Origin of the sequence: Streptomyces sp. NPDC090445, from assembly GCF_044769385.1 — a bacterium.
GTDB lineage: Bacteria > Actinomycetota > Actinomycetes > Streptomycetales > Streptomycetaceae > Streptomyces.
The window spans coordinates 125,381-138,626 of the sequence record NZ_JBIVXV010000014.1 but is presented as its reverse complement, the minus strand read 5'-3'; the positions used below and the strand labels follow the sequence as shown (position 1 = coordinate 138,626).

Annotated in this window: 10 protein-coding genes and 1 pseudogene; 5 read left to right on the top strand and 6 right to left on the bottom strand. The window is 66.9% G+C overall.

The genetic code is table 11. The features are described from left to right. The first annotated feature begins 90 nt into the window (after positions 1-90). From ACIQUT_RS24790 to ACIQUT_RS24780, 3 genes are all read left to right on the top strand, one after another. Positions 91-1,050, top strand: a complete 960-nt coding sequence (locus tag ACIQUT_RS24790) for a TniB family NTP-binding protein (RefSeq protein WP_403565716.1) — start codon at positions 91-93, stop codon at positions 1,048-1,050. Positions 1,051-1,054: 4 nt separating this feature from the next. Next, positions 1,055-2,332 (top strand): hypothetical protein, encoded by a 1,278-nt coding sequence (locus tag ACIQUT_RS24785; protein ID WP_403565714.1) that lies wholly within the window; start codon positions 1,055-1,057, stop codon positions 2,330-2,332. 454 nt (positions 2,333-2,786) lie between these two features. Further along, positions 2,787-5,207 carry a pyridoxal phosphate-dependent decarboxylase family protein gene (locus tag ACIQUT_RS24780; protein ID WP_403565712.1) on the top strand — a complete coding sequence of 807 codons (2,421 nt, stop codon included), beginning with the start codon at positions 2,787-2,789 and terminating at the stop codon, positions 5,205-5,207. A 25-nt stretch (positions 5,208-5,232) separates the two neighbouring features. Here the strand turns inward: ACIQUT_RS24780 and ACIQUT_RS24775 are convergent, their stop codons facing one another. Both ACIQUT_RS24775 and ACIQUT_RS24770 read right to left on the bottom strand, forming a co-directional pair. After that, on the bottom strand, positions 5,233-6,969 hold the full coding sequence (locus ACIQUT_RS24775) for an AAA family ATPase (RefSeq protein WP_403565710.1): 1,737 nt from the start codon (positions 6,967-6,969) through the stop codon (positions 5,233-5,235). Between the two features lie 360 nt (positions 6,970-7,329). Beyond that, positions 7,330-7,974 carry a hypothetical protein gene (locus tag ACIQUT_RS24770; protein ID WP_403565709.1) on the bottom strand — a complete coding sequence of 215 codons (645 nt, stop codon included), beginning with the start codon at positions 7,972-7,974 and terminating at the stop codon, positions 7,330-7,332. A gap of 161 nt (positions 7,975-8,135) precedes the next feature. Here ACIQUT_RS24770 and ACIQUT_RS24765 point away from each other — a divergent pair, with 161 nt between their 5' ends. Next, positions 8,136-8,645 carry a YfbM family protein gene (locus ACIQUT_RS24765; RefSeq protein WP_403565708.1) on the top strand — a complete coding sequence of 170 codons (510 nt, stop codon included), beginning with the start codon at positions 8,136-8,138 and terminating at the stop codon, positions 8,643-8,645. 25 nt (positions 8,646-8,670) lie between these two features. On the opposite strand, the gene ACIQUT_RS24760 is transcribed toward ACIQUT_RS24765, so the two are convergent. The 4 genes and pseudogenes from ACIQUT_RS24760 to ACIQUT_RS24745 form a co-directional block, all read right to left on the bottom strand. Further along, positions 8,671-9,420: a DUF4097 family beta strand repeat-containing protein gene (locus ACIQUT_RS24760; protein WP_403565706.1), complete on the bottom strand. Its 750-nt coding sequence runs from the start codon at positions 9,418-9,420 to the stop codon at positions 8,671-8,673. Between the two features lie 160 nt (positions 9,421-9,580). After that, positions 9,581-10,153 (bottom strand): DinB family protein, encoded by a 573-nt coding sequence (locus ACIQUT_RS24755; protein WP_403565817.1) that lies wholly within the window; start codon positions 10,151-10,153, stop codon positions 9,581-9,583. After that, positions 10,136-11,050: pseudogene (locus ACIQUT_RS24750) on the bottom strand (sulfurtransferase); the annotation flags it as partial. The pseudogene ACIQUT_RS24750 and the gene ACIQUT_RS24755, both read right to left, overlap by 18 nt. 64 nt (positions 11,051-11,114) lie before the next feature. Next, on the bottom strand, positions 11,115-12,527 hold the full coding sequence (locus tag ACIQUT_RS24745; protein ID WP_403565705.1) for a hypothetical protein: 1,413 nt from the start codon (positions 12,525-12,527) through the stop codon (positions 11,115-11,117). A 36-nt stretch (positions 12,528-12,563) separates the two neighbouring features. Here ACIQUT_RS24745 and ACIQUT_RS24740 point away from each other — a divergent pair, with 36 nt between their 5' ends. After that, positions 12,564-13,133 (top strand): hypothetical protein, encoded by a 570-nt coding sequence (locus ACIQUT_RS24740; protein WP_403565703.1) that lies wholly within the window; start codon positions 12,564-12,566, stop codon positions 13,131-13,133. The last annotated feature ends 113 nt before the right edge of the window (positions 13,134-13,246 follow it).

The following is a 13,246-nucleotide window of genomic DNA, read 5'->3' as shown; positions in this document are numbered from 1 at the left end:
CCCGTCCGATCCAAGGAACCTCCCCCGGATAGTCCGCTGACTACGAAGGAGGGATGGCGCAGGTTCGTCGAGCACGAGCCCGCCCCTCCCGTGCTGCTGTCAGCCGCCGAACGAGCCGCCCTTGACGAGCGAGAGTGCCTTCAACAGGACGATCTGCATCGCGAGTATCACGCAAGCCTCCCCATGGTGAACACCCCGACGATCCGCAAGGTCATCGCCACGTCCCGTCTACTCATCCAACTCAACCGAAATCAGATCTCCGCCCGTCGGGGCGTGATCCTCAGCGGCGCCTCAGGAACGGGAAAGACCACGGCTCTGACGCAACTAGGGCGGGCCCATGAACTCGCGATCCGCAAGCGTCATGCCCGTGATAGGAACCGGCTCCCAGTCGTCTACGTGACTGTCCCGCCCGCTGCAACACCGAAGATGCTCGCAAAGGAATTCGTCCGGTTCTTTGGCCTGACCTTCCCAGTCGGGGCCAACCTCACCGACATCGTCGACGGGGTTTGCGCCACAGCCGCACACGTCCACGTCGACCTCGTGCTCGTAGACGAACTGCACAACCTCAATCTGGCCACACGCTCCGGTGCGGAAGCATCCGACCAGCTGAAGTACTTCGCTGAACGGCTCCCTGTTACGTTCGCCTACGCGGGCATCGACATCGAGTCCCAGGGCCTGTTCGCCGGCACTCGCGGGCGGCAGATCGCCGGACGGTTTGTCGTAATCCCAGCAGCCCCGTTCTCCCACGCAACCGCCGATGATCAGGGCACCTGGCGGGCCCTGGTGCACACTCTCGAATCCATGCTCAGGCTGCGCAATCACCGACCGAACACCCTCACTGAGCTGAGTGAGGATCTCTTCCATCGCACGGGCGGCATGATCGGCAGTCTGTCCCAGCTCATCCGAGGCGCCGCTGTCCTGGCGATCGAGGACGGCAGCGAGAAGATCACAAAGGATCTGCTGGACATCGTTCCGATCGACTACGCAGCCGAGCAGTCCGAAAGGCTGACAGCTCCCGCCAGGTCCTCACGGCGGAAGCAGAGTGCCTGACCTCATGCGCCGTCTGCCTGATCCCGTGCCGCCCGCTCGCCACGAGATGGCCGCCTCCTACATCAGCCGCCTGGCCACCATCCATGGCCTCGACATCAGCCATCTGTGGGTTCAGGTCACCCAACGAGAGGCATCCGGAGGCATGCGCCGCGTTGTCGTTCCGGAGAAGTTGGCCACCCTCACTGGCCGCGACATCCACGACCTCGCTGGCGCCATGCCTGAACTTCGCGATCCGCAGCCAAACTGGGCGATGTTCCGCCACCAGCCGCAAGTCGGATGTCATCTCTGCGACGCCAAGTACCCAGGCGGCGTGGTTACTCGGCTCCTTCCGCATCATCGCTACGTCTGCTTGCGGCACCGCACCTGGATCGGCCCACCTGACATCAACGGCAACGCCGCTGATCTGAGCCTTCTCCCCGCTGTCGTCAAGGCCCAACGACGCCACCTGCGTCTCATGCGCCGACGCGGCTGGGAACTCACATTCGATGCTGTGCTGACAGGCTTCATGATCTGCGGACATATCTGGAACAGCCCGTCGCGTTCAGAAGCAACCGACATCCGACAGATCTGGGAAGCCCGTGCACTCATCCTCATCCCACCCGACGAAGAAGCAGGATTTGCCTACCTCAACTACAGCACATCCAAGCTCTTCGCTGCCGTATATCCGCAGGCCGTAGAGATCGCTGCCCTCCTGGCCTCTCCGTATTGGCGGCGGGCTGCCGATCACAGACATCCGGGCCGCAGTCGGTTCTTCGAAGAGATGAGCCGCCGCATCACCTATCCCTACAGTGAGGACCCGGGAGGCAGCGATTCCATCGCCCACTGGAGCGACGCGTTCGCCTGGCGCCCGCCCTCCCGACCCATGAGGACGTACTCACCCGCCCGGTCGACCGGCATCGTCGCGCCTACCAGTGAGACTCAGCTGAAACGGGACTTCAACAGCGGATTCCATTTTGCTATCGAACGCCGGGTCGGATCCGCGCTACTCCGACACAATCACATCCGACCAGTCATCGCACGTGAGTGGAATCAGAGACACGAGCCAATCGACGAGGCCATCCATCAAACCAGGCGATTCGATGCGGCGTTCCGGGTCGACGCGGCACTCTACAGAGCCGAGTTGGGCCACTACCTCATCGCATTGAGGAACAATCACGAAGCGGCCCAAAAAAGACATCGCGAGGGCACCGACGAGAAGTCGACTTCGCCCGCGAATGCAAGCCAGGCTCCACGGGCCGCTGCGAGCCTTCCGCACACCCCGGATCGTGTAGGTCAAGTGTGATCTGCGCCAGCGTCCACCACTGGCCCTCCCAGCCGAGCGCGGCCGGGCCCCTTGGTCGGCTCCGCGTCCAGCTGCGTGAACGGCTTCTCGCGCGGCAGGGGACGCCGGCTCTTGCGACCGCAGAGCCCGCGGCCCGCCCTCGTTCCACGTCCGCCGCCACCGCTACACCGACCGGACGCTGACCCGCAGGTGCTTGGAGACTCGCCTCATCCTGGGTGAACCGCTTCGCCGCTTGAAGCCGTAACCGCTGACGTTCGGCGGTCAGCCTGCCCCCTTGTGGATACCGCAAGCTCCTCGGTGATGCAGGCAGTGGACGACCAGCCGTCAGCCCCTTACGGCACCACCAGTTGAACCGCAGGCGTAACTCCTTCCTCGAACTGCGAGCTGGAAGCGAGAGGTGCATCCTGGGATTGAAGGCGACGCCACCAATAGGCAGGCCACACGGGGAGAGTCCATGAATAACCGGGCAGCCAGCGCGTTCTTCCTCGGCCCCAAGGCAGAAAACGCCGACATATTGGAAGAGTTGCTTCTAGACGTCATCAGAGACGTAATCTTCTGGAGACGCAACTACTTCCCCGGGGATCCAGCTCTACTCACCAAGAGCACACAGCGCGACCTGGAAGCGGAACTAGACAATCTGGAAACGCATGTACGACAGATGCTGGCGGACCTTCGCCGAAACTTCCCTTTTCACTCTCCTCGCTACATCGCTCACCAGCTTTCAGATGTAAGTATCCCCGCCCTCATTGGCGAAATCGCAGGAAAACTGTACAACCCCAATAATGCCACGCCCGAAGCCGCCCCGGTAACAACGGACTGGGAAATTGAGGTGTGTTCAGAGTTGCTAAGAATGCTCGGATATAGAGCTCCACCAGAAGTACCAACAACAGAGTGTGATCAGGCGAGATACTTGAATGATCTGCGCGCCGGCTTCGGTTGGGCACACTTGACGTCTGGAGGAACCTCCGCCAACATCGAGGCATTGTGGATTGCCCGCGTCATCCGCTATTTCCCTTTGGCTGTATATGACGTAGCCGCCAAAGAGAAACTTGCGATCTCTGTGAAACTTCCGAGTCATGCACCGGACACCACCAGTGATCTGAGAGACCTGTCTCCCGAGCAGACAATTCTCCTCAAGCCGAATGAGAGTATCTACCTACTCGCAAAGCTAGTAAAGGCAATGCAGGAGAAGAACGATCTCGACGCCAAAGAGGCTGCGGACCAGGCGAAGGAAGCATTGGCGCTAAGCGACTACGGCCCAAGTTCGGGATTCTTCAGGGCGGCAGCCGAGTATCCTCCTTGCCTTTTCGTGAGCGGCACCTCACATTACAGCGTCGAGAAAGCTGCAGACGTGATTGGCATCGGGAGAGGGAACATTGAGCCAATCAATACAGATGAGCGTTTCCGTATGGACCCGGACGACTTGAGGCAGAAGATTCTAGACAGGGTTGACCAAAACTGCGCCCCTGTCGCCGTGATAGCCACAGTTGGCACCACAGCTCAAGGTTCAGTAGACCCGGTTCATAAAGTAATTGAACTCCGCAGAGAGCTGGAGAGGCAAGGTATCAGTTTTTGGGTACATGTCGATGCGGCATGGGGAGGATACTTCAGAACCCTCTTCCGACTGCCCCCTGAAAAGGAACGGCAGTTGATCCTGGCTCGAATCGGCCGCGAGCTAGGAATTGATTACCCCGGTAACGTTGTCGCATGGCATCAACAACTCCGGCAACTTGCGGAGAATTCGCGAGCCAATAAGTCCACGCTACGGAGGCTTGAGGCAGGCCTGCGCAAGGCCTCGCCGGAACTTCCTCCGCATGAGTATCTTCACGCTCTCAAGTCTTCCCTACTGGATCTGCGTTCTCGAGCCACACTCCCGCAGGGGGACCACGGGATTGAGGAAGGCGACTTCGCATACGGACTCGATGACATGATCGAATACGCCAGGGGAAATCTGGCAGAAGACGTCCTCATCACTAACGGAGTAAATCGCCGGAAGGTTCGCCTCGAGTGGGCCGATCCGGACGTATGCAGCGCATTGCACGCTTTTCCCGAGGTCGAATCAATAACGGTGGACCCGCATAAGCTCGGATACGTTGGATATCCGTGTGGCGTTGTGGCATTTAGCAATGACCGAGTCCGCCACTTTGTCACTCAGGATGCTCCATACATTACCGTCTCAAAACATAATGCACTACTGCACAATCCTCCTCGGCATCTTGAAATACCAGAAGGACGTCCGTGGAGTGACGGACATACCAGAGTGGCTTCACTTTCCCCCTTCACTTTGGAAGGGTCGCGGCCTGGATCGGCCGCTTCCGCTCTCCGTCTCAGTATGCAACTAATGCCACTAGATAGCGAAGGGCACGGAGAGTTGATTCGTTCCTCAGTGCTTGCAGCTCAGGAACTATGGGAGTGGCTTAGGAACTGGTCGCGGTTGGAGTCAGGGGACAAGCTATTTGAGTTTATCCGCTATCAACTTGACCCTCCGGACACAAACCTTGTGCTATTCGCCGTAAGGCCCAGGGGTCGCCACACCATTAAGTCCATGAATGAACTTACCGAAGAAGTGTACCGCCGCTTCTCGATCAGTGGTGAGCTCGGCGAGCGGGATTACAGTTATAGCCAGCCATTCTTCCTGTCACATACGACGCTAGACCCCAAACATTACCCCTACAATGGTCTCCGCAAGTTCTTCAACCGATACGAATTCCGTAATGCGAAGAATGACTATACAAAAGACAGCTCCCTCGTGGCTCTACGCGCGAGTGTCATGAGTCCCTACATTCACGCCCTGCGCACTTCTGGAAAGCAGGATGTGTTCCGGGAGTTCATCGGTGAACTGAGTAGTGCAGCCCGTCAGGCAGTAACACACTGAACCTCAGCGACTCATCCAATGACGGTCAGCCTGCATCCGACGCCAGCTGTTGAAGGAGGGTCGTAATGTCGTCACATATTTCCTCAAGCCGGAAGCAGGCAGCAACTGAGTGGGGCGACACCTTGAACGCACTCAGCACTTCCTTAGCTCGCATATCAAGAATCGCAGCCGGCGCTGAAGACTTCTGGAAGGTTGATCCAATCGCGTAGGCGAACTCGTCTCGAAGTCGCGATGACACCTCTTCTTCCGCGATGCCTGCAGCCTCGGCAATGGCTCGCGGATTAATCAGATACCCCTCGATGTACCGCCGCCGCCATTTCCTGGCTTTGAAACCAGACGGAGCACGGTACCCCTTCTCTTCAAGCATTTCTCCTACGGATTCGATTACCTCATCATCGCGATCCCTCAAACTATAGGCAATCAAACCACTCACCTCTTCGGACAGCGCTTTAAATATGTGAGCCCTCTCCTTGTGTGGCGCTGTCGTTTGCCAGGGAATCCATGCATCATGCCACTCGATTCCGAGGATCTCTGCGAATTTCTTCAGGATGGGTATATCGGACGACCCTTCAATGAAGAAGATCCGCTTGGTCTTGCGCACACGATCCAATCGGGGCGCATAATCTGACCCAATACCGGCCAACAGGCCAACCCTCTGCTCATCCTTCTTCAGGTAGCCCGCCCCTTGCTTCCTCACTTGAAAGATTCTTTCATGACTGACATTCCGCAGAATCTCCGTCGAGTGCGTAGCTAGTAGGACTTGCTTCCCGGTTCGACTCGCGAGCTCTTCGAGTTGATCAACCATTTGAGCCTGGAGTGTCGGGTGCAGATGGGCATCCGGTTCATCCAGTAGCAGGACGTCTACATCGTCAGCAGTAGCGAGGGTAAAAACGCTCAGCCACTGCAAGAAGCCGCTTCCCTCGACCATGAGGTCTCTGGGGTTGTACCTAGGCCATCGCGTGAGTTTGTAGCCGTCTACGTCTCCCTTGGAGACCTGCACATTGATATACGAGTGGTATTCCTCCCGGAACTCTCCAATGGCGAGCTCGGCGGAGAAAGTCCTCCTCAAGGCGCCCTGCAGGAGCTCCCAGGGATCGGATTCGCGAAGGCGGCGGAGATCATTGTCGGCAATCTTTGACCTACCCTGCCGCAGCTTCTCGCGCTCCTTCAGGTTAACTTGATGCATTTCAAGTAGGAGGTTCCGTAGAACGGCACCAGCCAACCCTTCTCCGATTCGCCGGCGCCGAAGGGCGCCTACGATTCGGGCCTCCCTGGCAGCAATTCCTGCGAATGGCGGCAGCAGCGCCGCAGTCGGAACGCGATCTGCGGCGTTAAGATTGCTGGAAGTGGGCTTAATAAAGAGCCGATCATTCGCAAGAGAGAGCGCGAACTCTAGGTGTTTCTCCTCACTCAAGTCGTCCCAGTCGCATCGAATTTTCAGCGTGTATCCGTCAGGGTCTGACTCCCCCTTGGCGGTCTTCAAGTTAGTCCATAGATGCTTCAGGGACGGGACGTTGATCGGCGAGAATTCGTCATCTCCGAGCCCGAATCCTTGGCGCCCCTCAGCCACGGCCAGGAAGGCGTCGTCACCTCGCTCCATCAGGGAAGCAATCTTGCAGAACTCCCAAACCGCCAACCCGTGCAGAATGGATGACTTTCCGGAGTTATTTCCGCCTGCCAAAAAGGTGACGCTTGATGGACTAAAGCTGAAGGTTGACTGGTCGAACTGCTTGAACCGTGTGAACTGAACCCTCTTGATCAATGCCGACTCTCCACTGTCGCCTTCACTGCAGGAGGCAGAATCGTAGAGCCCACATGCGCACTTCGTCTTCCGGTTGTGCACTCTCATGCCACGCTCGGGGAAGCTTCCGCGAACGACCCCCAGCCAGAGCGGGATGGCCCCGCCCGTCAACGCAAGGTCACGCTGGCCTTCCCAACGAGCCGCCCGCGATCCGGCTCGACGAGACACGACCACCTCTCGCACCCGAACATGCAAAGTTCATCCGCACAGTCTCAGGACCGACAGACCAGCAGCTTCCTTCACTTCGCAGCTCGGTGTACGGACACGTTGCAGCATCGACCGTGACCGGACATCACCGTCCCGCTTCGGGCCGGTTTGCCCTCAGGGAGCCGAGGACGCGGCGGCGGAGCGGAGGCGCCTCGTGGTGACGACCGCGGCGACCACGAGGAGGAGGGCGGCCGCCAGGGCCAGGAGGCGGGTGACGGTCCAGACCGTGCCCACCACCGACCCGTCGGGGCCGCCGGTCTCGTGGGCCAGCCGCACGGTGGTCTCGACGACGACCACCGCCGGGATCACCAGCCGGAAGGGCAGCCGCAGGAGTGGCCGGCGGGGGCCGGAGCCGGCGCGGGACAGGTGTCCGGCGAGTCCGCAGAGCGGCCCCAGCAGGGTGGCGAACACACACCACACGGCGATCACGGACAGGAACTCGTTCCATCCGAAGACCTCGGCCCGGTTGGCCGGGTCGTCGAAGTCCGGCACCCTGAAGTCGCCCTGGGCCGCCTTCGTCGCGTAGTAGGCGATGACGGTGACCACCAGGGCGCCCCACGCCGTGAGGGCGGCGCCCGCCCTGGACCGGGCCACGAGGCCGGTGCCGAAGGCGATCAGCGCGTACATCCACCCCGAGACGAGGGCGACGCCCACCACGTGCCCCGCCGGCCCGCCCGCCGCCTGCAGGAGCGGCCCGGACATTCCAACGGCCAACGCGACGACCACGGGAAGCACGATGGCCGAAGTCAATGAGCGCACGGGCAAAACCTCGATACGTGGGACGGGAGCCGCGACGCCCCACTCAACAGGCTCCTCGCCGTGAAGAACGGCAAGTGGCCGAATGATTGGCGAGAAACCGGACCTCGGCCGACTGCCGCCCCCGGCCGGGGGATGTCAGTGGTGCGCCCCAGTCTCCGGGCATGAGCATGATCGGAGAGTACGTACGCCTCGGTCCCGACGACTTCGAGCGGGCGCTGCGCGAGCCGGAGTGGGCGCAGGAGTTCGTGGACGCGCTGGCCGACGCGGAGTTCGACGCGCCGCCGGAGTCGTCCCGGGCGCGCTGCCACAGCACCGACAAGGCCTGGCACGCGCTCTCCTTCCTCCTGGACCGCATCGGCTTTCCCGTCGACGTGGTCCACGGGGACGCCGGGATCCCGGGCGCGGAGGACTGGGGCTACGCGCCGCCGCGCCACCTGGCCCCCGAGCGCGTCGCGGCCGCGGCGCAGGCCGTGGCGGCCACACCGCACACGGCCCTCGTCGACGGCGTCACCCCGCAGGACCTGGCGGCGGCGGAGATCTACCCGGTGGCGGTGTGGGAGCGCGGCGAACCGCTGGAGCTGGAGTGGGTGACCGTCTGCTACCGGGACCTGGCGGGGTTCTTCCGGGCCGCGGCCCGCGACGGGGACGGCATGCTCATGTGGATCTCCTGAGCCGCCCCCGCCTCGCCGGGGTGTCCTACGAGGCGGAGACGCGGATGTCACCGGAGGAGGTGCGGGCCGTGAGGCGGGCTGCGGCGGCCGGGTCCGTGGGGACGGAGACGTCCCGCCGGCCCGAGTCGGTGCTCGCCTCGACCCGGTACGGGGCCGCGGGCAGGCGCAGGGTGACGTCGCCTGTGGTGGACTCGGCCGATACGGAGCCGGGCCCCTTCGCGAACTCCAGGCGGACGTTGCCCGAGGAGGCGACGGCGTCGGCGCTCGGCCCGGTCAGGCCGGTCGCGGTGACCGAGCCCGAGGTGGTGCGGACCCGCAGCGGGCCGGTGACCCCTTCGGCCCGGACGTCGCCGGACGTGGAGGTGAGGTCGGCGGCGGCGACCCCGGTGACGGTGAGGCTGCCGCTGCTGCCGGCCAGCTTGACGGTGGCGCCGGCCGGGACCTCCAGGCGCCAGTCGGTGCGGCAGTCTTTCGCGCAGCCGTCGGTGAGGACGAGGCGGCCCTGCGACAGCTGCCGGCCGGGCACCGGTTCCGTGTCGCCGCGGTAGCGGACGGTGCGGTGGAGCCGGACGCCGGGGCCGGTGCCCGGGACCACCTCCACGGAGCCGCTCCGGGCGTCCGGCACCTCCACCGCGGTGACCGCCTCGGTGACCTCGGCGTCGTCCGAGAGCGTCACCGGCCGGTCGTCGAGCACGCAGGCGGACAGGAGCAGGACGCCGGCCGAGGCGACGACCGCGGCACGGAGGGACCGGGAGGGGAAGCGGCGGAATGTCATGCCCCCGACTCTGCCGGGGACGGCCACGGCATGCCGATAGTGCCGGTACCCGTATCCGGGGTGGGGATATCCCCCGGCCCGCCGCCGCCCGAACCCCCGGCCCGCAGCGGGTCCGGGCCGGCGGCGGGTCCGGGTCCGCCGGCCCCGTCCCCGGCCGCCGTCAGAGGCCGACGGTGCCGTCGATGCGTTCGCGCAGCAGGTCGGCGTGGCCGTTGTGGCGGGCGTACTCCTCGATCATGTGGACCAGCACCCAGCGCAGGGACACCCGTCCGCGCCACGCGTCGTCCCCCTCCGCGTCGAGGCCGGGCGCGGCCGCGGTGAACTCCCGGGCGAACGCCACCTCGGCGTGCCAGGCCTCCCACGCCTCCTTCGCGGTCCCGGCGGTGGCGGGGCCGGGCCGGCCGGCCCCGTCGAAGTCGAAGTCGCCGTCCGGGTCCGCCGCCGAGGAGAACAGGGCCGACGCGTCCTGCCCGGCCAGGACCCGCCGGAACCAGCGCCGCTCCACGTCGGCGAGGTGCCGGACGAGGCCGAGCAGCGAGAGCGTGGACGGCTCGACCGCCCGCAGGGCCAGCTCCCCGTCCAGCCCGGCGCACTTCAGCTCCAGCGTCGTGCGCTGCGCCTCCAGGACGCCGGTGAGGATGCTCCGCTCGTCGCCGGTTGCCGGCCCGGCGAAGCGCCGCTCGGAGGCCTGGCCCGGGACCAGCTCCACCCGCCGGCCCGTCACGGCGGGCAGCTCCGGGCGCATGGCCCAGTCCGTCCACGAGCCGTCGTACACCGCGAGGGTGTCGGACGGGTACCCGGCGAGGACGGCCCCGAGCGCGAGGACGCAGGCCGTCACCCCGGACCCGCAGCTGAAGTACAGCCGCTCCCGGCTCCCCGCCAACGCGCCGAAGGCATCGCGGAGTTCCCCGGCGGGCCGCATCAGGCCGCCCTCCCCCAGCAGCTCCCCGAACGGCAGGTTGACCGCCCCCGGCATGTGGCCCCCGCGCAGCCCCGGCCGCGGCTCGGGGGCCGTGCCGGTGAAGCGCTCCCGGGTCCGGGCGTCGAGCACGGCCGCGGCCGGGTCGGCCAGAGCCGCGGCGACGGCGTCGCCGTCCACGAGGAGCCCGGCGCGGGGGCGGGCCGTGAAGGAGCCGCGGGGGCCCTCGTACGCGGGTCCGGTCTCCTCGACGGGCAGCCCGGCGGCGGTCCAGGCCGGCAGGCCGCCGTCGAGGACGGCCGCCCGGTCGAAGCCCATGGCGCGCAGCATCCACCAGGCGCGGGCGCTGGAGTAGATGCCGGCCCCGTCGTAGACGACGACGGTGCCGGTGTCGTCGATGCCGAGGCCGCGCACGGCCTCGGTGAACGCGGCCGGGCCGGGCATGGTGTGCGGGGCGGGGGCGTCGTGGTCGGAGAGGGCGCCGTCGAGGTCGAAGGGGCGGGCGCCCGGGATCCGCCGGGCGGCGCCGCGGTGGGCGCCGACGGAGGCGTCGAGGACAACCAGGCCGGGCGTGCCGAGGCGGGCGGCCAGCCAGTCCGCCCCGACGAGGGGCCCGGCACCCTCCGGCCCCGGCCCCGGCCCCGGCGCCAGCTCCGGCTCCGGCTCCGTACCTGCGCCCGTGGTGGTGTGCGTCTGCGTGTTCTCGGTCATGCGGTGGGTCCCCCCGGGGCCTCGTGCAGCATCGACGGCACCCATCCTGCCCCGGCCGGCCGCCTCAGGGGCATCCGCCGGGGCGGGCCCAAACCGCGATCCGGGCCCCCCGCACCTCGTCCACGGAGCACAGCTCGAAGTGGGCGACCAGCGTCTGCCGTTTGACGGCCTCCCGCGGGTACCGGTCGAGCGGCTGCCCCGCCGGGTCCATCAGCCCGATCACCCGCGGGGCGCCGTCCACCAGCCGCGCCCAGATCTCCGCCGAGGGCAGCTCGGTGCCCCACAGGCTCGCCGAGGCCGCCGGGGAGCGGTCCAGGGCCAGGTCCCACAGCCCCCGGTACACGGCGGGCGAGGACAGCAGCCACTCGCGCCGCCGGGCCGGCAGGAACAGCACCGCGTCCCCGGGCCGGGCCCGCTCCCGGACCGCGGCGGCCACGGCGAGCGCGTCGTCCTTGCGGCTGTCGGGGGTGCGCAGCCACACCGACCACCACCCGAAGGGCACCAGCACGGCGGCCACCAGCGGCCACGGCAGCACCCTCCGCCACCGGCGCACGGCCGCGAGCCGGGCCCCGGCGGCCAGGGCGAGCCCGGCCAGGGCGTAGAGCACGTACCGGTCGACGTACAGCGGGTGCACCAGCGAGACGGCGATCAGCAGCCCGGGCGGCAGCAGCGCGAGCGGCACGGCGACCCGCACCAGCTCCCGCGGCACCGCGCTCCCCCGTGTCAGCAGCCACATCGCGGCCGCGACCGCCCCGTACGCCGCCCAGTCCCCCCAGCCGGGCCGGCCCAGCCAGCCCAGCTGCTGCCCGACCTGCCGGGCGCCGAGCCAGGCGAGCGGCAGCAGCAGGACGAGGACGGCGGCCGCGCTGCGCCGCCAGCCGGGCGAGCGGCGGGCGGTGACGGCGTGCGCGAGCAGCGCGAGCACGGCGAACTCGTGCAGCCAGCAGCCGAGGAGCAGCACCGCGGCGTACGCGGTCCACCGCTCGCACAGCATCAGGTACGTCGCCCACACCACGGCCGCCGTGACGAGGGCGTACGAGCGCCCCTCCTGGGCGTACATCTGCACCGGCGGCAGCACCGCGTACACGGCGCCGGCGAGCAGCCCGGCCCGCTCCCCCGCGAGCCGGCGGCCGACCGCGGCCACCCCGGCGGCGGCGAGGGCGGTGGCGGCGACGGACGGCAGCCGCAGCAGCCACAGCCCGGCGGCCGACGGGTCGGGCCCCACGGCCGCCAGCACGCCGTGCATCAGCAGGTAGTACAGCCCGTGCACCGCGTCCACCTGCCCGGACAGCTCGGCCAGGCCGCCGAGCGGGCGGTGCGCCACCTGCCAGGTCACGGACTCGTCGCGCCACATGCTGCCGCCCCGGCCCAGGCCCCACAGGCCGAGGAGGAGGGCGAGGAGCGGCGGCAGCCATCGCCGGGCGGCGGTGCGGATGTCGTCCTCCGGGTGCTTTCCGTACGGGCGGGCGGACTCCATACTCGGGGTCGGCCCGAAATCCTGCGGAGGTGGGGTGTGCGCGCGGTACGAGCGGTGGCGGCGGTGCTGCTGGGTGCGGCGGCCCTGGCCGGGTGCGATGCGGGCGGGGCGAGCCCCCCGGCCGACTCGGCGCAGCCGGGCACGGCGGGTGCGCCGCCCGCGTCGAACGCCCCGGCCCCGGACGGCCCGGCACCCAGCGGGGGCGCTCCCGCGACACCGGGCCCGACGGCCACGCCGTCGCCCCCCTCCCCCGCACCGTCCTCGGCGGACGGGCGCCTGGTCACGGTCACCCGCAGCGGCGGTTTCGCCGGGCTGACGACGAGCGTGGTGGTCAAGGGCGACGGCTCGTGGACCCGGCTGGACGGGAAGGCCCGGCAGATCGGCTCGGGGAAGCTGTCGCCGGACGGGCTCGCGAGGCTGCGGGCCGCGCTCGCGGCGGCGGACTTCCCCCGCCTGCCCCGGGTCGCGACGGGCGGGCCGACGATCTACGACGGGTTCCGGTACGCCTTCGTGCACGGCGGCCACGAGGTCGCCGCCGAGGACGGGTCGATCCCGCCGGGCCTGGCGGACGTCCTGTCGGCACTGCCCTCCTTCGAAGCCCGCTGACCCGGCCGCGACCGCCCCCGGCCGTCCCGGGGGACGCCCCCGCGACGGTCCCCGGGGCGCGCCCCCGCGGCATCTCCGGGGCGGACCCCGGCAGCCCTCCGCGGGCTCCGCCG

Coding starts and splice junctions, on each gene's coding strand:
- ACIQUT_RS24785 (WP_403565714.1), top strand. CDS start 1,055: ATGCGCCGTCTGCCTGATCCCGTGCCGCCCGCTCGCCACGAGATGGCC.
- ACIQUT_RS24780 (WP_403565712.1), top strand. CDS start 2,787: ATGAATAACCGGGCAGCCAGCGCGTTCTTCCTCGGCCCCAAGGCAGAA.
- ACIQUT_RS24765 (WP_403565708.1), top strand. CDS start 8,136: ATGAGCATGATCGGAGAGTACGTACGCCTCGGTCCCGACGACTTCGAG.
- ACIQUT_RS24760 (WP_403565706.1), bottom strand. CDS start 9,420: ATGACATTCCGCCGCTTCCCCTCCCGGTCCCTCCGTGCCGCGGTCGTC.
- ACIQUT_RS24745 (WP_403565705.1), bottom strand. CDS start 12,527: ATGGAGTCCGCCCGCCCGTACGGAAAGCACCCGGAGGACGACATCCGC.